This window comes from Acidovorax sp. (genome assembly GCF_046314175.1).
Taxonomy (GTDB): domain Bacteria; phylum Pseudomonadota; class Gammaproteobacteria; order Burkholderiales; family Burkholderiaceae_C; genus Acidovorax.
The window spans coordinates 1-17965 of sequence record NZ_JBKBXG010000058.1 but is presented as its reverse complement, the minus strand read 5'-3'; the positions used below and the strand labels follow the sequence as shown (position 1 = coordinate 17965).

The window sequence follows — 17965 nt, the reverse complement described above, 5'->3', positions numbered from 1 at the left end:
GACTAAACGGTCGGACTGCAGGGAGCGCAAGCAAACATCTTGCCAGCGGGGTTGGTTGATTATGTGGGCGTACGGAAGTTGACACAACTCACACAGGTGGTAACGTTGTTTTCCTCCGTTGCCGGAAAAGGGAACTCACCATGCGACGCCATCTTTGCCTGTTCTGGGGGCTGCTGCTGGCTAGTGCTTTTGGCTCTGCTGCGCATGCCGAAACGCTGCGCATCGCCACCGGCGAGTTGCCTCCCTATGCCAGCTCGGCGCGGGCCGACCAGGGGATGTCCCTGCACATCGTGCGCCAGGCCTTTGCCAAGGCCGGGGTACAGGTGGAATATGTCTTCTTGCCCTGGACTCGGGCCCTGGTGGAGACGCGCGATGGCAAGTGGGATGCTACTGCTGCCTGGGGCCGAAATGCCGAGCGCGACAAGGGGTTTCTGGTCAGCGACAACGTACTGACCGAGCAGTGGCAAATCCTCTACCGCAGCGACCGGAACTTCACTTGGAGCAGCCTGCAGGACCTGGCGGGCCTGCGCATTGGTGTGGTTGCCGACTACAGCTACACACCCACGTTCTGGCGCATGGTGAAGGACGGTACCCTGCGTGCAGACGTGGCGCCCGACGATATGAGCAACCTCAACAAATTGCTGGCGGGCCGTGTGGATGTGGTACCGCTGGACCGCAACGTGGCCTGCGACCTCTTGGGCGCCAAGTTCACCGTCGAGCAGGCGCGCCGCGTGCGGGCGCACCCCAAGCTGTTTGTGCCCGACTTCACGACCCACCTGATGATGAGCGAGACGCTGCCCGCCAGCGCCAAGCGCATGGAGGCCTTCAACCGGGGGCTGAAAGCGCTGCGCCAGTCGGGGGAGTACGGCCAGATCCTGCAGCAGCAGCCCTGCGCCGCCGATCTGGCGCAGGCGCTGCAGGGGGGCTGAAGAAACAGGGTGAAAATTCAGGCCGAAATGGCCATTGTGGCTTGATGGGTATGCCTTTGTAGCTATTTATTTAGTAGCTAGTCGCTCTTTGCCGCGAGCAGGTCTGTGGCTAGCACCCTGCGCTCATCAAAAACAAAACAGCCGCCGTGGTAGTGCGAGCCATCGGTCAGCTCAAAGTACTTCAGGATCCCGCCCTCCAGCTGGTAGACGTGGGACAGGCCTTCTTCACGCATCAGGATGGCGGCCTTTTCGCAGCGGATGCCGCCGGTGCAGAAGCTCACCACGGTCTTGTCTTGCAAGGAGGCCTTGTTGGCGCGCAGGGCGGGGGGGAACTCTGTGAACTTGTCGATGCGCCAGTCAATGGCGTTGTCGAACGTGCCGTGGTCCACCTCAAACGCGTTGCGTGTGTCCAGCGTAACCACTTCGCGCCCGTCATCGTCGTGGCCCTGCGCCAGCCAGCGCTGCAGCGTGGCGGGGTCTACCGACGGGGCGCGGCCGTGTGCAGGCGCAATGGTGGGGTGGTCCATGCGAATGATCTCGCGCTTGACCTTGACCAGCATCTTGCGAAACGGCACGGTGGCGGACCAGCTTTCTTTCGGTGCAACGTCCGCAAACCGGGCATCGGTTCGCAGTGCATCGACAAAACCACGCACGGCGTCGGCCGATCCTGCCAAAAAGAAGTTGATGCCTTCCTCGGCCAGCAAGATGGTGCCTTTCAGATCGGCAGCCACAGCCCGCGCGCTCAGCAGGTCGCGCAGCGCCGCCGCATCGGGCAGGGGCACGAACTTGTAGCAGGAGATGTTGAGAACGGTAGGGTGAGTCACGGCGTTAAAAATGCACAAAGGCCCGCTGGCGGGCCTGTTGATCTGTGGGCGTCTGGGTGCGCCACTGCGGGCGCCCGAAGGTCTAGGGAACCGTCACGCGGCGGGCGTCAGCAGAGTAGATTCGATCTTGTTGGCCAGCTGGGCAATCGCCAGCGCCGCAGGGCAACCGGGCGTCTGCACCAGCAGCAACTTGCGGCGCATGACGGCATCGCGCACCGAAGGGTCGGCCGGGATGTCGCCCATGTGGATCAGGCGCATGGGGCGGCCCGATTCGGTGGTGACAAAGCGGTCCAGCACTTGCTGCAACTGGCTGGTGATGGCACGGCCATCGCCCGGGCGCGCGGCCTGGTTGATGACCATGCGCACATGCTGGCGCTTTTGCTGCATGGCCAGCACCTTGATGGCGGCGTAGGCGTCGGTCAGCGAGGTGGGTTCGGGCGTGGCCACGATGAGCACTTCAGACGCCAGGGAGATCGAGAACAGCACTACGTCCGAAATACCTGCGCCGGTGTCGAGCAGCACCACGTCGTAGCGCGGGGTCAGCGCCTGGATGACGCTCAGGAACTGGTTGCGCACCTCGGGCGTCAGCCGTGAATACTCGACCATGCCGGAGCCCGCGAGCAGCACGTCAAAACCGCCGGGAGCGGCGATGACGGCATCGTCCAGCGAGGCCTTGCCGGTAAACACATCGTGCAGGGTGATTTTGGGGTGCAGGTTCAGTACCACGTCCAGATTGGCCAGGCCCAGATCGGCGTCGAGCACCAGTACGCGTTGGCCGCGGCGGGTGAGGGCGGCGGCCAAGTTGGCCGAGACGAAAGTCTTGCCGACCCCGCCTTTGCCGCTGGTGACAGCAATGATGCGGGCCCCCGTTGCAGAGGACACGGGTACGGCAGGGCCAGCAGCGTTTGCCGGCGAAGTGGGTGGGGGGGACAGCGCGTCGCTCATCATCTAACTTTCAGTAGGCGCTGCCTGTTGGATTGGAGTCCATAGGTGGCAGGTCGCCCCAACCCGAGGGGGTGTAGAGCGGGCCAAACAACAGGCTTTTCTCTTCGGCACTGACGGTGCTGTCGGGTTGCTCCTCGATGCTGACACGGTTGCGGCCAGCTGCTTTGGCCTGGTAGAGCTGGTGGTCGGCCCGGTCGGTCCACAGCAGGGTGGTGGACCTGATCCACTGCATGGCGAACGCACCACCAACGCTGACCGTCACATTCAGCTCGACTGAGGGGGAAATCCGGATCGGCGTGTTGGCGACAGCGCGCCGGATGCGTTCAGCCACCACGCGGCCAAAGGCGGCCTGGCAGGCAGGCAGCACCACGGCAAATTCCTCGCCGCCGTAGCGCGCCAGGGTGTCCATGGGGCGGACGCAGGCTGCTAGCGTGCGCGCCACCGACTGCAGCACGATATCGCCCGCCAGATGGCCATGCGTGTCGTTGACCTTTTTGAAGAAGTCAATGTCCAGCATGAGCAGCAGGGCCGCTTCGCCCGAGCGGGTCACGCGGTCGATCTCACGCTCGAGTACAGCGCGAAAGTGCCTGCGGTTGGCCAGGCCAGTAAGGGGGTCTTTGAGGGACAGCTCGCACAGGCCGTCAATCAGGCCCTGCAGGTAACGCGACGGCTCTTCGCGGTGCAACGCTGCTTCGCTGCCGCCTGCCTGAGCGACCAGCGCGTGTGCAGTATCCAGGCGAAGGTCGCGAAGATCTACAAGATGGGAGGCCGCTGAATCAGACACAAATGGAGCAAGAAAAAGTTGGCGAAGTGTACCAGTGCCCCTGCAAGAAGAGAGCCAGCATGGGGTGTAGGTTAAACCCGCGCTGCACCACGCTGGTCCCTCACGCTAAACCCTGGCGATAGGCTCTGGAAGTTGCTGCAATGCTGTCAGCGCCTCGGTGTCGGTGCGGTACATGGCCAGGCCAGAGTTGGGCGCCAGCAACCCTGCCTGCCGCAGCACCTGCTCCACGGGCAATTTGAGGCCGCTAAGGTGCAAGGTACCGCCTCTGGACTGCATGAGCGCGAGCAATTGGGCGAAGGTTTCCACACCCGTCACGTCGATGCGGTTGATCGGCTGGGCCAACAGGCACAGGTGCACCACATCGGGGTGATCGATCAGGTGCTCGGTAACCCGCCGCTCCAGGGCACTGGCAGAGGCAAAGTCCAGTTCAGCATCCATGCGCAATGCCAGTAGGCGCGGCGCGAGTGTGGGCAGGTGCCACAGGTGGCGGTCGCGCATGCTGCCGTCGGGGTGCAGCCCCACTTCAATGATGCGCGGGTGCAGCCGCTGGTAAAGAAAGTGGCTCAGGTTCATCAGCAGGCCCACCAGCACGCCCCAGTACATGCGGGGCGCTGTAGCCAGCGTCAGCGCAAAGGTCACCCCCCCAATGACCGCCTCTACCCGCGACAAACGCCACAGCCGCAGCAGCGTCCGGGGTTTGATGAGGCTGGTCACTGCGGTAACCACCACGGCGGCCAGCACCGATTGAGGCACATGGTAAAGCGCCGGGGTGAGCCACAGCAACACCACCAGCACCAGGCTGATCGCGAACAGCGTGGCCCAGCCGCTTTTGGCGCCTGCGTACAGGTTGATGGCAGAGCGGGAGAACGATGCGCTGGTGGCAAAACTGCCCACCAGGCCGCTGCTGATCTTGGCCAGGCCCTGGCCGATCAGGTCCTGGTTCTCGTTCCATTGCTCGCCAGAGCGCTGGCTTTCGACCTTGGCGCTGGAGGCCGTTTCGAGAAAACTGACCAGCGTGATCACCAGCACGGGCATTACCAGCGCCGCAAATCCCGACCAGGGCAGCATCCCGGGCCAGTAGGGCGCCGGCAGGCCCGACGGTAGCGCTCCTACCACGGCCCCGCCCGCGTCGGCGTAGCCGACGGCCCAGCTCAGCGCCCCGGCAGCGCCCACCACAATGATGGCGGCCGGGAAGTTGGGGCGCCAGCGGCGCGCCAACGTCAGCAGCGCCAGACTTCCGAACCCGAAGGCCGCAGCGGTGAGATCAAACAGCCCGGGGGAGGGCGTCGCCAGCAATGCACTCCAGTCCGATGCCCGAAGCCCTGTCAATGCCGCCAGCTGCGATCCGAGGATCAGCAATGCTGCCGCTTGCGTGAAGCCGCTGAGCACGGGGGATGTGACCAGATTGAGCAGCCACCCAAACCGTGCGAGTCCCATCACCAGCTGTAGCAGACCTGACAACAGCGCCATCCACGCCGCCATGGCCACCCACTGGGCGCTGCCCGGCTCGGCCAGGCCCGTAAGGGATGCGCCAATCAGCAAACTGGTCAGAGCGGTGGGGCCCACGCCGAGGCGGGTGGATGCGCTGAACAGAACGGCCACCAAAGCCGGTATCAGCGACGCATAGATACCGGTGACCAGCGGCATGCCCGCCAACGCAGCGTACGCCACGCCTTGTGGAACCAGCATCAGGCCAACCGTCATGCCGGCCCAGAACTCACCTTTGATCAGTGTGCGGTCGGGACGTGGCCACGCCAGAAACGGCAGCCAGCGAGAGAGCGAAGACAAAGACATCCTGCGATTGTCGCGCCAGTAGCACAGGTTGGCGGCCACGGCCGGGCGGCAGCGTCCTACAGGCACTTCGGCCAAGTCCCACCCTGGGCCCGCCGCTCGCTGCATAAAGTTGCCCCATGTTTCAACTGCAAGGAGTAATCGCAATGACCACCCTGAAGATTTCCCAACGTCCTGTACAACGATTTGCCAGCATCCTGGCTGTGAGCGCTTTGGCCTTGGGCCTGTCCGCCTGCGGCAAGACCGAAGACCCTACCGTGGGCCAACGCATGGACACGGTGCCCGAGCGCACCGAACAGTCTGCCGCAACCACCACGCCCAGCGTAGAAACCCGCATGGAGCAAAGCGCTGCCAACGCTGGCAATGCCGTGTCGAACGCTGGCGAACGCGCCATGGGCGCGATTGACGATGCCACGATCACTGCAAAGGTCAATGCAGAACTGGCCCGTGACGCTGATCTGAGCGCGCTCAAGATCAATGTGGATACCGTCAATGGCAAGGTCACGTTGAATGGCCCCGCACCCACCACCGTCGCACGTGACCGTGCCGAAACGATTGCCAAGGCCGTCGAAGGTGTGACCGAGGTGAACAACCAGTTAGTCGTGTCCGCCAGCTAAAACGCATCACCTTGAACAGCCAGGCTCTGTAGAGAGCCGATAACGCGCCGCCCGGCTTGTCCGCGCGGCGCGCTACCATGCCCGGCATGAAAGAACACGATACCGATCTCGTCACCCGCATCGTCCACCACGACTACGCCCCGCCTGTGGGCTTTGTGGCCCCGCAGCCAGGCGTGTACAAGGCGTCTACCGTCATCTTTCCCAACGTTGCGGCCATGCGCTCGCGCGAGTGGAAGGACAAAAGCGGCTACACCTACGGCCTGCATGGGACGCCGACCACCTTCATTCTGGAAGAGCGCTTGTGCACCCTGGAAGGGGGCCTTCAATGCGTGCTCGTGCCCAGTGGCCTGGCTGCCATCGCCAATGTGGCGCTGGCGTTGCTCAAGCCGGGGGATGAGGTTCTGATTCCCGATAACGCCTACGGCCCTGGCAAGGACCTGGCCAACGGCGAGCTTGCCCGGTTCGGCATCACGCACGCATTGTTTGACCCGCTGGACCCCGCCGATCTGGCTGCGCGCATTACACGCGCCACCAAATTAGTGTGGCTGGAGGCGCCGGGCTCGGTCACCATGGAGTTTCCGGACCTGTGCGAGCAGGTGCGCATCTGCCGGGCTCGTTGCGTCACCACGGCGCTGGACAACACCTGGGGCTCCGGGCTGGCGTTTGCCCCTTTTGACCTTTTGGGCGATGGCACCCTGGGCGTTGATATCTCGGCGCACGCGCTGACCAAGTACCCCAGTGGCGGGGGCGATGTGCTGATGGGCAGCGTGATGACGCGCGACCCGGCGCTGCACATGAAGATCAAGCTCACCCACATGCGGCTGGGCCTGGGTGTCGGCGCGAACGACGCCGAAGCCGTGCTGCGCTCGCTGCCCAGCATCGGCCTGCGGTACCGCGCGCACGATGAAGCGGCGCGCGTGCTGGCGCAGTGGATGCAGCAACAGCCTGCCATCGCCCAGGTGCTGCACCCCGCGCTGGCTGGGTCCCCCGGTCATGAGCACTGGCGGGCGCTGTGCGGTGCAGGGCATGCAGGGCAGGGCGCCGCAGCGGGCTTGTTCAGCGTGATGGTGGACGCGCGCTACACGCAGGACCAGATCGATGTTTTCTGCGACAGCCTGCGCCTGTTCAAGCTGGGCTACAGCTGGGGTGGGCCTATGAGCCTTGTCGTGCCATATCAGCTGGCCAGCATGCGCTCACGCCCGGGCGCACACCTTCGGCCTGGCACTCTGGTGCGCTTTTCCATCGGCCTTGAATCGGTGGACGACCTGAGGCAGGATCTGCAACAGGCGATGGCGCGGGCCTTTGCGGCTTGACGCGCATCAAGACTCGCAGTCATTGAGACGCTGCTCCGCGCAATTCCGTGTGGCGGGGTGGTAGTTTCCTCAGTGGCGTGCAGCCATTGCGTGGCTTAGTGTGGGGGCTCTGGCGGTATCGCCGCTCAACGACAGCCTGCATGACCGACGCCCCCATCCCCTCAGCACCCGACCCGCGCGCATCCGCGCCGGTCACCCTGCAGCCGCTCAGGCTGGCAGATCCCTTTGTCTGGCTTGCGAAAGGTGTGCGTGACATGCGTGCAGCGCCAGGCATCGCGTTGTTTTACGGCGTATGTTTTTGGTGCATGGCGCTGGTGCTGGGCTGGGTGTTCCGTACAAAGCCGGAGTACACGATGTCCATGGCCAGCGGTTGTCTGCTGTTGGGGCCTTTTCTGGCGATGGGTTTGTATGACACCAGCCGTCGGCGGGAGGCGGGCCTCAAGCCTGTGCTGAGCGAATCACTCACCTGCTGGGACACTCACATGGGCAGCATGGGCATGCTGGTGCTGGTGCTTGTGGTGCTGGAGCTTTTGTGGGGGCGGGCGTCGCTGGTGGTATTTGCGGTGTTCTTCAACACCGGTATGCCGTCGACCACTGGCGTACTGCAGGCAGTGTTCAACCCCCAGAACTGGAGCTTTGTCGCGGTGTACACCGTGGTCGGCGGGGCTTTTGCGGCTTTGGTGTTCTCCACGTCCGTGGTGTCCATCCCGATGATTTTGGACCGCGACACGGACGCGCTGACTGCCGGCATCACCAGCATGCGGGTGGTGCTGGAGAACCCTGCCGTCATGCTGCTGTGGGGCGCGCTCATCACCGCCATCGTGGCCCTGTCGCTCTGGTTCTGGGGCGTGGGGCTGCTGCTGGCGGGGCCGGTGCTGGGCTTTGCCAGCTGGCATGCATACAGGGCGTCAGTAACCCCACTGCAGCCGTCCGCTGCGTGATCCTTCAAAAGGTCATGCTGTTACAGTGAGTCTCTACTTCAGGAAGCAATTACCTTGGCAACACCCAACTACGGATACGAAAAACGCCAGCGCGAACTCGCCAAAAAGAAAAAAAAGGAAGAGAAGCTGAGATCTAAAACACAACACAGGTCGGACGATCCGCAGGGTGGCCAGCCCGCTGATGACCAGCCAGCGGGCGATGCCGCAGCCCCCGATCAGCCTGCGAGCGCCTCCGGCGGCTAAAACGTCAGCCGTGATTCAGCGCAACAGCTTTTTCAGTTCCGGCCACACATTGGCCAGCATCTGCGGATGCGCTTCGGCGCGCGGGTGGATGCGGTCAGGCTGGAACAGACGGGTCGGGTCGGGCCCGTCGGCCACACCCTTCAGAAAGAAGGGCACCACAGCGGCCTTTTGGGCTTTTGCCACCGAGGCAAACAGACCCGCAAACCGGTTGGCGTAGTCCGTTCCGTAGTTGGGCGGCACCTGCATACCCACCAGCAAGACCTTGGCACCGGCCCTTTGCGCCGCCTGCGTCATCCAGGTCAGATTTTCTTCCGTGTTTTTGAGTGGCAGTCCCCGCAAGGCATCGTTGCCGCCCAGTTCGATCACCACATGGCTGGGCTTGTGCTGCGCCAGCAGCGCCGCCAGGCGCGAGCGGCCGCCCGAGGTGGTTTCGCCGCTCACGCTGGCGTTGACCACCGTGGCATTCAGCTTGTCTTGTGCCAACTGCTTTTCAAGCAGTGCCACCCAGCCCGTGCCGCGGGGCAGCCCGTACTCGGCGCTGAGTGAATCGCCCAGCACCAGGATCACAGGCACGGTGGCCGTCCTGGCGCCTGACTGCGCCATGGCGCTGGGCACCGAAAGCCCCACCAGGAGCCCGATAGAAGCGCTCAGGATAAAGTGACGCCGTTGTTGATATCGAATCAAAGTAAAGAGCCTTTCATGTCCGAATCCTCCCCATCGCCCAAGACAGTCGCCGCTACATCCATCATTGCCGTGGAGCATGTCTTCAAGTCGGTGACGGATTCCACCGGAACACTCGACATTCTGCGGGATATCGATTTCCGCCTGGCACCAAGGGAAACCGCTGCGATTGTGGGTGCGTCAGGGTCTGGCAAAAGCACGTTGTTGTCCATCATTGCCGGGCTGGACACCCCTACGCGCGGCACGGTGCGGCTCGATGGCCATGACCTCTTTGCCATCGACGAAGACGCGCGCGCCGCGCTGCGCGCCCAGAAGGTGGGTTTTGTGTTTCAGAGCTTTCAGCTCATGGGCAACCTCACCGCGCTAGAGAACGTGATGCTGCCGTTGGAGCTGGCCGACCGGCGCGACGCGCGCAAGGCGGCTGCGGACATGCTGGCCCGCGTGGGCCTGGGCCAGCGACTGTCGCATTACCCCAAGGTGCTGTCGGGCGGCGAGCAGCAACGTGTGGCACTGGCGCGTGCTTTTGTCGTGCAGCCTGCGGTGCTGCTGGCCGACGAACCCACGGGCAGCCTGGACTTTGCGACCGGCGACACCATCATGAAGCTCATGTTCGACCTGAATCGCGAGCAGGGCACGACACTGGTGCTGGTCACCCACGACCGCGCCATCGCCGAACAGTGCGAGCGGCGCATCACCATTGAAGCGGGTCGGGTGGTCTGATCGAAAGATTCGCGCCGTGCAATGAACGTTGTGCGGCCTGATTTTGAGTGTTTTTGGCCTCTGGCGCTTATCCATCAAGCGCTAATAGCTATGAATTTGATAGTGGTCTAAACGGATGCCCGTCGCCAGCGGATAATCCCTCCCCATGTCCAGCCCCAAAGTTCTCTTCGGCTTTCACGCCGTGGGTGTGCGTCTGAAGACCGCACCGAAATCCGTCATCGAGATTTACTACGAGGTCACGCGGCGCGACGCTCGCATGCGCCAGTTTCTCGACCGTGCCCGCGAGGCCGGTGCCCGTTTGATCGAAGCCGACAGCGAACGCATCGCCAAATTGGCCGGTAGCCACGGCCACCAGGGCGTGGCCGCACGGGTCGAGGCCGTGGCGCAGATCACCTCGCTCGACGAACTGCTGGAGAACCTCGAAGCCGCCGGCGTCGAGAACCCGCTGCTGCTGGTGCTCGACGGCGTGACCGATCCGCACAACCTCGGCGCCTGCCTGCGGGTGGCCGATGGCGCGGGCGCACATGCCGTCATCGCCCCCAAGGACCACGCCGTGGGCATCAACGCCACAGTGGCCAAGGTGGCCAGCGGGGCTGCCGAGACCATGCCGTACTTCATGGTCACCAACCTCTCGCGCACCTTGAACGAACTCAAGGAGCGCAACATCTGGTGCATCGGCACCAGCGACGACGCGCCCAAGACCATCTACCAAGTGGACTTGAAAGGCCCCGTGGCCCTGGTGCTGGGCGCCGAGGGCGACGGCATGCGCCAGCTCACGCGCAAGACCTGCGACGAGCTGGTCAGCATCCCCATGAAGGGCGCTGTCGAAAGCCTGAACGTATCGGTGGCCAGCGGCGTGTGCCTGTACGAGGCGCTGCGCCAGCGGTCCTGATCCCACCCCGCAGGCGATGCCAGACGCTTCGCTCGCCACCGTAAACCCCGGGTGCTGCAGGCGCTGCAGGCGCACTTGGCGCACCAGGTGCGTGCACCCAGGGGCAAGTTGGTGGTGATCAACAGTGCGCCCAGTGCGCCGCTGCTGCTGGTAGGCTGATTGGCTGACTCAGTCACTCAGACCTTCAATATTTCATTCCGTTGGCCCCGATCCGTTGTTTAAGCGGTTCATGTCGCTGAACTGACACGCGGTTACACGTATTACGTATAGCCTCCTCCCCTGTTGCAATCTTTGGTCAGAACCCACTATGAGTCGTCGTCATTTTCTCTTGCGCGCCACCCAGGTCGCCGCTGCCACCGGCCTGCCCGCATGGGCCCACACTGCGGCAGCTGAAGAGGCGCTGACGCCCAGATCCATCACCCTGGGCTGCTCCATTGCGCTGACGGGCCCGCTGGGTCAGGCGGGTACTGAGCAAGTGGCGGGCATGAAGGCTGCGTTTGCCGAGGTGAATGCCGCCGGCGGCATCTTTGGCCGCGAGATCCGGATGGACCCCAAGGACGATGGCTACGTGGCTGCCCGCACTTTGAAGAATGTGGCCGAGATGGTGGACGCGCAATCGATCTTTGCCCTGATCTCGCCGCTGGGAACCGCCAACACGGCCGCGATCTTGCCCCTGATCGAAGCCAAGGGCATCCCCACCGTGGGGCCCGTGACCGGTGCGACGTCGCTGCGCAGCGCAGAAGCGCGGCACGTGTTCTTTTTGCGTCCCACTTACCGCGAAGAAACCCAGCGCCTGGTCAAGCAGGTGGTGGACATGGGCCTCAAGCGCATTGCTGTGGTGTACCTGGACAACCCCTTTGGCAAGGAAGTGCTCAAGGACATGTCCAAGGCCCTTGACGACATCAAGGTGGAACGCGCGGGCGAATACGCACTGGCCGTGGACGGCAAAAATGGCGCCGATCTGGCTGACAAGGTGGCCGCAGAGCGTCCCGGTGCCGTGCTGCTGGCCACCACAGGCACTGCCAACACTGCGTTCGTGCAGGCCTTCCGCGCCAAGGCGCAGGGTGTACCTCTGGCGGGCATCTCCGTCACGGTCATCTCGTCCGAACTGCCCAAGCTGGCATCTGCCACGCGTGGCTTGGCGCTGGTGCAGGTGTTCCCCGATGCCAACTCGCAAAAATCGGTGGTCGTGCGCAAGTTCCAGAGCACGATGAAAGCCACGGGCGCCAACCCAGGGTTCGTTAACAGCAATAGTGCGCTAGAAGGCTGGCTCAACGGCCAGATCATGATCGAAGGTCTCAAGAACGCGGGCAAGGACCTTACCCGCGAGCGTTTGCGTGCGGGGCTGGCCAGTATCCGGTCGCTGTCGTTTGGCGACTTCAATGTGGGGTTTGGCAACAAGGCGCCCTACATCGGGTCGGACTCCGTCTATCTGGCGATTTACGCAGAGAACGGTCGGCGCTTGAGCTGATCTACTGCGTAGTGCCTGTCCGGCCCACTTCTGTGCCCCATTAGGCCAGGGGTTTGCCCGGTTGCAGGGGTTGGCTCAGATTGTCGTGCAAGTCCACCACGGGCTGCACTGCCGGATGCACCACGCCGCTGCCCACGGTTTCTATCCACGCGCACGCAGCAAAGTCTTGTGCGCGTGTGTCGTAATGGCGCACCCATGCCTGGCGCACCGGCAAGCGGTCTGCGCTCACCGGCCACACGCCGGGGCGGGGCCGCAAATGTTTTTCGATGCCCATGCGCCATGGCTTGCCCGTCAGCCGGGCCCGAAAGCAGTGCTGGTTTTCGCACATGCGCACGTACAGCGGGTCGGCCCCTACGGCGTTGAAAAACGCCTGTGCTTGCTCGCTACCCGGCGCTACAGGCCCTTGTGTGGCCAGCAACCTGAGGCCTGCAGGCGTGCGGTACACGCGCACTGCCCACGCGGGCTGGTCCTGCAAAAACGCTCGCAGACGTGCCATGGCCGCTGCCTGCGGGCCCCCCTGTCGCGCCGGGTTCAGCCGCTGCAGCAGATGCGCCAGCGGCGCCGTGCCCAGCACCGCCACCAGCCCAAACGCCAGCCAACCCCATGATCCCAGCAACCACCGCGCGGGCAGCAGCACCACGGCGGCCAACAAGCACAAGGCCGCCACATACAGCCCGCGGGGCAGGGCGGTATCAAAGTCCACATCGGCAAACAGCACGTCGGGGGTGTTCAGGCACTTGGCACCGTAGGCGTTGCGCGTGATCACGGTGTCGCCATGGCGCTCCAGCACTTCTTCGCGAATGGGCACACCCTGCGCGCCGTTGTAGGCCACCTTGCGTTCGCGGCGCTCCACCGTGTTGTCCGTTTGTGCCAGGGCCAGCGCTTCGTCTGCCCGGGCCTCGGCCATGGCTTGTGCGTCGGCCTCGCTGGTGTCCGACCAGCCCCAACGGCGCACGGTGATTTGCCGGTTGCCCCGGCGTATTTGCCTGCGGGCTTCTGCCCAGAACGACGGAACGATCATCGGGTTTCCCTCCGGTTTTTTACTTGTGCAGTCAATCTATACCCAGCCCACGGCCCCCAGCACCGCCCCGGCGCTCAGCATCCACAGCAGATGCAGCTTGGTACGCCATACCAGCACCATGGTGGTGGCGGTCAGCAGCCACAGCGGCCAATCCAGCGCAGGGTCGCCATGTGCGCGGGCCAGCACCCAGGATGTGGCCAGCAGCAGGCCAATCACCACGGGCGCCATGCCTTGCTTGAATGCGCGCACCGCACGCCGCTCGCGGTTGCGGTGGCCCCAGCGGGTGGCCGTCCAGGTCAGCAGGCTGCTGGGCAGCATCACGCCCAGCATGCACACCGCCATGCCCAGGGCGCCCAGCAGCCAGCCCGCCGCGCCGGGGCCGCCCGCGTTCAATCCCACGTTCCAGCCCAGCAGGGCTACAAACAGCACATTCGGGCCAGGCGCGGCCTGAGCGATGGCGATGGACGCACTGAACTGCGGGTCGGTCAGCCAGTCCTGGCGTTCGACCAGAAAACGGTGCATGTCGGGTGCTGTGGCAATGGCGCCCCCCACTGCCAGCAGCGATAGCGACAGGTAGTACAGAAACAGGTTGAACCAGTCGGCCACACCCAGCGTGGCGATGTGTTGCATGGCAGGCGTCATGGTGCGATTTTTCTCCACGTCAGCACGCAGGCCGCGCCGCCCAGCACCGGCAAGATCCAGAACAGCGGCAACCGCAGCACCGCCATGGCCACAATGGTGAGCCCCGCCAGCGCCACGCACAGCGGTCGCCCCAGCGGGTGGTTCTTGATAGACACAAACAGCTTGATGCCCACTCCCGCAATCAGCCCCGCGGCCACTGCGCCCATGCCACGCAGCGCGCCCGCCACGGCCGGGTGGCTGGCAAACTGGGCATACACCACGGCCAGCGTCAGCACCAGCATCAGCGGAAACGTCAGCATGCCCGCCAGCGCCGCAAACGCGCCACGCAGGCCAAAGTAGCGGTCGCCAATCATGATGCTAAGGTTGACCACGTTGGGCCCTGGCATGATCTGAGCCACCGCCCAGTCCTCGATGAACTCTTCGTTCGTCATCCAGCGCTTTTTCTCCACCAGCTCGCGCTGCACCACGGCCAGTACACCGCCAAAGCCTTGCAGAGCCAGCCAGGTGAACGACCAGAACAGATCGGTCGGGTTTCGGGGCTGGGGCCTCTCCATGGCCAGCGGGTCGGGGGAGGGGGGAAGGGCTTCGTCGGCCATATAAAATGTTGGTTAAAAAGGCCTCTAGCGCTTGATGGGTAAGCGTTAGCAGCTATCAAATCAGGAATTACTGCGATCGCGCTGAGGGTGATGTCACCAAGCTCCGGGCGCTGAGCACACCGCAGGATGTTACGCCGCAGGCCCGCACCCCTCAGGCTCGGCAGGCGTCGTGATGCGGCATGGCGCCAGTGCAGTGTTTGGCGTCTGCACGGGGGCGCTGCGGTCGGTATGCTGCGCGCTTTGCGCAACCGGTTTTCGCAACCTCTGTGCGTCACCTCTCTTCGCTACCGCTTCTCACCCCTCAAGGATTTCCATGAAACTTATCCGCTACGGTCAGCCCGGCGCCGAGCGCCCCGGGCTGGTCGACGCCCAAGGCACCCTGCGCGACCTGTCCATGCTGCTGCCCGACATCGGCCCCGCCCAGCTCAACCCCCGTACCCTGGCTGCACTGGCAGCCATCGACACATCCCGTCTGCCCGCGGTGGAGGGCTCGCCCCGCGTGGGCAGCCCCGTGGGTGGCGTGGGCAAGATCGTGTGCGTGGGCCTGAACTACGCCGACCACGCCAAAGAGGCCGGCATGCAACCGCCTGCCGAGCCCGTACTGTTCATGAAAGCCGTCACCGCGCTCAGCGGCCCCCATGACGACGTGCGCATCCCGCCCGGCGCGCTCAAGACTGATTGGGAGGTCGAGCTCGGTATCGTCATCGGCACCCGAGCCAGCCATGTGACCGAGGCCGACGCGTTGGCGCATGTGGCCGGGTATGTGCTGGCCAACGATGTGTCAGAACGCGCGTGGCAAATGGAGCGCGGCGGCCAGTGGGACAAAGGCAAGAGCTACGACACCTTCGCCCCCATCGGCCCCTGGCTGGTGACGGCCGACGAAGTGCCCAACCCGAACGCCATCGACCTGTGGCTGGAGGTGAACGGCCAGCGCGTGCAAAACGGCAGCACCCGCAACTTCATCTTTGGCGTGCCCACGGTGGTGTCGTACATCAGCCAGTTCATGACACTGGAGCCCGGCGACCTGATCCTGACGGGCACGCCCGCAGGTGTGGGGCTGGGGCAAAAGCCTGCGCCCTGGTTCTTGAAGGCGGGCGATGTGGTGCGCCTGGGCGCTACCGGGTTGGGGGAGCAGGTGCAGACGCTGGTGGGTGGCTAAGCAGCAAGCCTGCGTGCCTGCCTGCCACCAGGGCTTATTTAACCCAGCTTGCCCTTGAGCGCATGCGCCGTGTTGCGCCATCCCGCCTTCTCGGCGTGCTTCACCTTGAACACTTTCAGGTCGGCCTGGCTTTCATATTTCACCCTGAAGATCTTGAAGCTGGCCTGGCTTTCTCGGGTCACAAAAAACCAGGCGACATCGCCGCTGGCCTGGGTGTCGTAGGGCACCTCATACCAGCACAGGTCGGCCTGGCTTTCGTAGGCCACCTCGCAGACGCGCGCTTGGGCCTGGTTTTCGTACTTCACTTCCAAGATTTTGGCCACGGGGCACCCTTTCTGGCTGTGGGTCGGTAACTGCGCTTTGGGTCACCAACGCATGGGTTCAGTCGCAAACAGCCCCGAGGGTATCCAAAAACATGGCCCTCGGGCCCTCGATGCGCGTCGGGAATGTAAAACTTTGAGTCAAATTGGGCGCTAGCGCTTGGTGCATAAGCGGAGGCAGCTATCATTTTTGAGATTTTCTACTACGGTCTGAATACTGCTGACCCATGGTTCAAAGTGAGCAGCTGGGCATTCGATGCGAACCGATGCCCTCCGTTACTCCGTGTCGCCAAGCACGGCTCTGGGGTGGAACAAACTCCTACCCCATCACCACCCGGTTTCGTCCTGCCGCTTTCGCCGCATACAGCGCGGCGTCTGCACGCGAGTAAAGACGGCTCGCAGATTCCTTCATCTGCAAGGTGGCAACACCAATGCTGATCGTCGCCGGGTGAGCGAGCCAGTTGGCCTGGGCCACCGCGGTGCGCATGCGTTCGGCGACATCCATCGCGCCGTCTGCGTCGGTGTTGGGCAAAATGACCGCGAACTCCTCGCCACCCACCCGGGCCACCACATCCACCACCCGGGCGCAGCCGTTGAGCATCTGGGCGATGGCGACCAGCACTTTGTCGCCCGCCTCGTGGCCGAAGTTATCGTTGATGCGCTTGAAGTGGTCTACGTCCAGCATCAGCAGGCTCAGCGGCGTGTTTCTGCGCTCCACAATGGCCAGTTCCAGCTGCAGGCTGTGGTCGAAAGACCGCCGGTTGTTCAGGCCCGTCAACGCATCGGTGGTTGCTAGCTCGCCAAGCGCCCGATTCAACTCATCCACCCGCTTGATCTGCGCCAGCAACTGCACGTTGAGCGCTTCCGCCTGGTGCAGCGCCTTGCGCAGGCGTATCTCGCGCATGGCAGAGTGGGCCAGCTCAACGAGGACTTCAATATCCTGTTCGCTCCATTGTTTGGGCTTGAAATCTATCGCGCAAAAGCTGCCCAGCACTTCCCCCGCCTCAGTTTTGAGGGGAATGCCCGCATACGCCCTGACTCCCAACGACGCCGCTGCGGGCACATCGCAAAAGACCGGCAGTTGCGTAACGTCTTCCAGGATCAAAGCTTCTTTGGACACCAGCGCATGGTGACAAAAGGTGCGCCCTTTCAGCTCGCGGGTGCTGCTGAGCGCCCCACTCACGTCGAAGATGCTTTTATAAAAATCCCGGTCCGCATCGACCAGCGACACAAAGGCGACTGGTGCCCCGGTCAGCCTGGCCGCCAGGCGGGTCAGGCGGTCAAAGCCTTCTTCGGGCGGAGTGTCCAGCAAGCCGGTGTCGAACAGCGCAGCCAGACGCTGCGGGTCCGCCAGCGCTGTCTGGATGAGCGCCTCATCGGCAGGGATCGGGGGCTTTGATTCCATGGCGCATCGTATCCAGTTGTATGAATCCCTGCGCATGCACCGACAGAATTTGAGGGTCGCGTTGCTTGCATTTCTCCGCTTTTGATGGGGGTGATGCTCGGACGCTCAGACGCTTCAGCGCGCCAGAGCAACACTGCCCGCCAGACGCTCGGTCACCACGGTGCGCACGGTCGCCGGCGCGTCCTGCAGCACTGCCGGCCAGTCTGCCTGCGCCAGCTTGACCACCCCACGCAGCAGCGCCATGTGCCGGGGCACGCGCAGCAGCCCGGCGGATTTCATCAAGCCCTCCATGTCGTCCCAGGTCAGCGCCCGCAGGGTGGTGTCGATGGCGCGGTTGACGACGTACTGCTGGTCGGGCACACCGTCAAAAAACGCGGCCACACACACCGGGTCGTACACCGGGGCCAGCTGGGGCACGCGGCCGTCGGGGTAGACCAGGGCCCAGTTTTTCAGGTGGGCATCGGTGTTGCCCATCAGGATGAACGCCACCATGCGCGCCAGAAACTCGCGCGTGTCCTGCACCGGCTGGCTGCTGAGGCGGTTGAGTACACGCAGCATGGTGGCCCAATCCTGCAGCGCGCCCTTGCCATGGGTTTTGCCGTATTTCTGGCGCGGCGTGTAGCCCAGCACCTGGTTGAACTCTTCCATGTGCACGCGGGCGCCGCCGGGCA

At 63.9% G+C, this 17965-nt stretch carries 20 protein-coding genes; 9 read left to right on the top strand and 11 right to left on the bottom strand.

Features of this window, described 5'->3' with window-relative positions; all coding sequences use genetic code 11:
- Nucleotides 1-140: 140 nt before the first annotated feature.
- On the top strand, nt 141-929 hold the full coding sequence (locus ACK4OE_RS16710; protein ID WP_409886218.1) for a substrate-binding periplasmic protein: 789 nt from the start codon (nt 141-143) through the stop codon (nt 927-929).
- A gap of 77 nt (nt 930-1006) precedes the next feature.
- On the opposite strand, the gene ACK4OE_RS16705 is transcribed toward ACK4OE_RS16710, so the two are convergent.
- From ACK4OE_RS16705 to ACK4OE_RS16690, 4 genes are all read right to left on the bottom strand, one after another.
- Nucleotides 1007-1753: a sulfurtransferase gene (locus tag ACK4OE_RS16705; protein ID WP_409886216.1), complete on the bottom strand. Its 747-nt coding sequence runs from the start codon at nt 1751-1753 to the stop codon at nt 1007-1009.
- A 93-nt stretch (nt 1754-1846) separates the two neighbouring features.
- Nucleotides 1847-2698 (bottom strand): MinD/ParA family protein, encoded by an 852-nt coding sequence (locus ACK4OE_RS16700; protein WP_409886214.1) that lies wholly within the window; start codon nt 2696-2698, stop codon nt 1847-1849.
- Between the two features lie 10 nt (nt 2699-2708).
- Nucleotides 2709-3482: a GGDEF domain-containing protein gene (locus ACK4OE_RS16695; RefSeq protein ID WP_409886212.1), complete on the bottom strand. Its 774-nt coding sequence runs from the start codon at nt 3480-3482 to the stop codon at nt 2709-2711.
- 105 nt (nt 3483-3587) lie between these two features.
- Nucleotides 3588-5276, bottom strand: a complete 1689-nt coding sequence (locus ACK4OE_RS16690) for a SulP family inorganic anion transporter (protein ID WP_409886210.1) — start codon at nt 5274-5276, stop codon at nt 3588-3590.
- A gap of 143 nt (nt 5277-5419) precedes the next feature.
- On the opposite strand from ACK4OE_RS16690, the gene ACK4OE_RS16685 reads away from it, so the two are divergent.
- From ACK4OE_RS16685 to ACK4OE_RS16670, 4 genes are all read left to right on the top strand, one after another.
- Complete coding sequence (locus ACK4OE_RS16685) at nt 5420-5890, top strand: BON domain-containing protein (protein ID WP_409886208.1); 471 nt, start codon at nt 5420-5422, stop codon at nt 5888-5890.
- 77 nt (nt 5891-5967) lie between these two features.
- A complete protein-coding gene (locus tag ACK4OE_RS16680; protein WP_409886206.1) occupies nt 5968-7203 on the top strand; it encodes a PLP-dependent transferase in 1236 nt (411 codons plus the stop codon).
- A gap of 140 nt (nt 7204-7343) precedes the next feature.
- Nucleotides 7344-8144 carry a DUF2189 domain-containing protein gene (locus ACK4OE_RS16675; RefSeq protein WP_409886204.1) on the top strand — a complete coding sequence of 267 codons (801 nt, stop codon included), beginning with the start codon at nt 7344-7346 and terminating at the stop codon, nt 8142-8144.
- 54 nt (nt 8145-8198) lie between these two features.
- Nucleotides 8199-8387, top strand: coding sequence for a hypothetical protein (locus ACK4OE_RS16670; RefSeq protein WP_409886203.1), 189 nt, complete (start codon nt 8199-8201; stop codon nt 8385-8387).
- Nucleotides 8388-8402: 15 nt separating this feature from the next.
- Here the strand turns inward: ACK4OE_RS16670 and ACK4OE_RS16665 are convergent, their stop codons facing one another.
- The gene (locus ACK4OE_RS16665) at nt 8403-9071 is read right to left on the bottom strand and encodes an arylesterase (RefSeq protein WP_409886201.1); all 669 of its coding nucleotides are present in this window, start codon (nt 9069-9071) and stop codon (nt 8403-8405) included.
- Between the two features lie 15 nt (nt 9072-9086).
- Between ACK4OE_RS16665 and ACK4OE_RS16660 the strand changes: the two genes are divergently transcribed.
- The 3 genes from ACK4OE_RS16660 (at nt 9087) to ACK4OE_RS16650 (ending at nt 12151) form a co-directional block, all read left to right on the top strand.
- A complete protein-coding gene (locus ACK4OE_RS16660) occupies nt 9087-9788 on the top strand; it encodes an ABC transporter ATP-binding protein (protein WP_409886199.1) in 702 nt (233 codons plus the stop codon).
- Nucleotides 9789-9933: 145 nt separating this feature from the next.
- Entirely contained in the window at nt 9934-10680 is a 747-nt protein-coding gene (gene rlmB / locus ACK4OE_RS16655) for a 23S rRNA (guanosine(2251)-2'-O)-methyltransferase RlmB (protein ID WP_409886197.1), read from the top strand.
- A gap of 307 nt (nt 10681-10987) precedes the next feature.
- A complete protein-coding gene (locus ACK4OE_RS16650) occupies nt 10988-12151 on the top strand; it encodes an ABC transporter substrate-binding protein (RefSeq protein WP_409886195.1) in 1164 nt (387 codons plus the stop codon).
- 40 nt (nt 12152-12191) lie between these two features.
- Here ACK4OE_RS16650 and ACK4OE_RS16645 read toward each other — a convergent pair whose 3' ends face one another.
- From ACK4OE_RS16645 to ACK4OE_RS16635, 3 genes are read right to left on the bottom strand one after another with little or no spacing between them, the layout of a single operon-like run.
- Nucleotides 12192-13172 (bottom strand): hypothetical protein, encoded by a 981-nt coding sequence (locus ACK4OE_RS16645; RefSeq protein WP_409886193.1) that lies wholly within the window; start codon nt 13170-13172, stop codon nt 12192-12194.
- A gap of 36 nt (nt 13173-13208) precedes the next feature.
- Nucleotides 13209-13814: a chromate transporter gene (locus ACK4OE_RS16640; RefSeq protein WP_409886191.1), complete on the bottom strand. Its 606-nt coding sequence runs from the start codon at nt 13812-13814 to the stop codon at nt 13209-13211.
- Nucleotides 13811-14410 (bottom strand): chromate transporter, encoded by a 600-nt coding sequence (locus ACK4OE_RS16635; protein ID WP_409886189.1) that lies wholly within the window; start codon nt 14408-14410, stop codon nt 13811-13813. Before ACK4OE_RS16635 ends, ACK4OE_RS16640 begins: the two co-directional genes overlap by 4 nt.
- Before the next feature lie 313 nt (nt 14411-14723).
- Between ACK4OE_RS16635 and ACK4OE_RS16630 the strand changes: the two genes are divergently transcribed.
- On the top strand, nt 14724-15569 hold the full coding sequence (locus ACK4OE_RS16630) for a fumarylacetoacetate hydrolase family protein (protein ID WP_409886187.1): 846 nt from the start codon (nt 14724-14726) through the stop codon (nt 15567-15569).
- Between the two features lie 38 nt (nt 15570-15607).
- On the opposite strand, the gene ACK4OE_RS16625 is transcribed toward ACK4OE_RS16630, so the two are convergent.
- The 3 genes from ACK4OE_RS16625 to ACK4OE_RS16615 all read right to left on the bottom strand — a co-directional run.
- Nucleotides 15608-15892, bottom strand: a complete 285-nt coding sequence (locus ACK4OE_RS16625) for a DUF6150 family protein (RefSeq protein WP_409886185.1) — start codon at nt 15890-15892, stop codon at nt 15608-15610.
- A 316-nt stretch (nt 15893-16208) separates the two neighbouring features.
- On the bottom strand, nt 16209-17294 hold the full coding sequence (locus tag ACK4OE_RS16620; RefSeq protein ID WP_409886183.1) for a diguanylate cyclase: 1086 nt from the start codon (nt 17292-17294) through the stop codon (nt 16209-16211).
- Between the two features lie 114 nt (nt 17295-17408).
- A partial coding sequence (locus ACK4OE_RS16615; RefSeq protein WP_409886181.1) for a HipA domain-containing protein occupies nt 17409-17965 on the bottom strand: 557 nt, incomplete at its 5' end.

Bases quoted from the DNA above. Each gene is read 5' to 3' on its own strand.
- ACK4OE_RS16710 (WP_409886218.1), top strand. From the start codon at position 141: ATGCGACGCCATCTTTGCCTGTTCTGGGGGCTGCTGCTGGCTAGTGCT.
- ACK4OE_RS16700 (WP_409886214.1), bottom strand. From the start codon at position 2,698: ATGAGCGACGCGCTGTCCCCCCCACCCACTTCGCCGGCAAACGCTGCT.
- ACK4OE_RS16690 (WP_409886210.1), bottom strand. From the start codon at position 5,276: ATGTCTTTGTCTTCGCTCTCTCGCTGGCTGCCGTTTCTGGCGTGGCCA.
- ACK4OE_RS16685 (WP_409886208.1), top strand. From the start codon at position 5,420: ATGACCACCCTGAAGATTTCCCAACGTCCTGTACAACGATTTGCCAGC.
- ACK4OE_RS16680 (WP_409886206.1), top strand. From the start codon at position 5,968: ATGCCCGGCATGAAAGAACACGATACCGATCTCGTCACCCGCATCGTC.
- ACK4OE_RS16675 (WP_409886204.1), top strand. From the start codon at position 7,344: ATGACCGACGCCCCCATCCCCTCAGCACCCGACCCGCGCGCATCCGCG.
- ACK4OE_RS16660 (WP_409886199.1), top strand. From the start codon at position 9,087: ATGTCCGAATCCTCCCCATCGCCCAAGACAGTCGCCGCTACATCCATC.
- rlmB (WP_409886197.1), top strand. From the start codon at position 9,934: ATGTCCAGCCCCAAAGTTCTCTTCGGCTTTCACGCCGTGGGTGTGCGT.
- ACK4OE_RS16650 (WP_409886195.1), top strand. From the start codon at position 10,988: ATGAGTCGTCGTCATTTTCTCTTGCGCGCCACCCAGGTCGCCGCTGCC.
- ACK4OE_RS16645 (WP_409886193.1), bottom strand. From the start codon at position 13,172: ATGATCGTTCCGTCGTTCTGGGCAGAAGCCCGCAGGCAAATACGCCGG.
- ACK4OE_RS16640 (WP_409886191.1), bottom strand. From the start codon at position 13,814: ATGACGCCTGCCATGCAACACATCGCCACGCTGGGTGTGGCCGACTGG.
- ACK4OE_RS16635 (WP_409886189.1), bottom strand. From the start codon at position 14,410: ATGGCCGACGAAGCCCTTCCCCCCTCCCCCGACCCGCTGGCCATGGAG.
- ACK4OE_RS16630 (WP_409886187.1), top strand. From the start codon at position 14,724: ATGAAACTTATCCGCTACGGTCAGCCCGGCGCCGAGCGCCCCGGGCTG.
- ACK4OE_RS16620 (WP_409886183.1), bottom strand. From the start codon at position 17,294: ATGGAATCAAAGCCCCCGATCCCTGCCGATGAGGCGCTCATCCAGACA.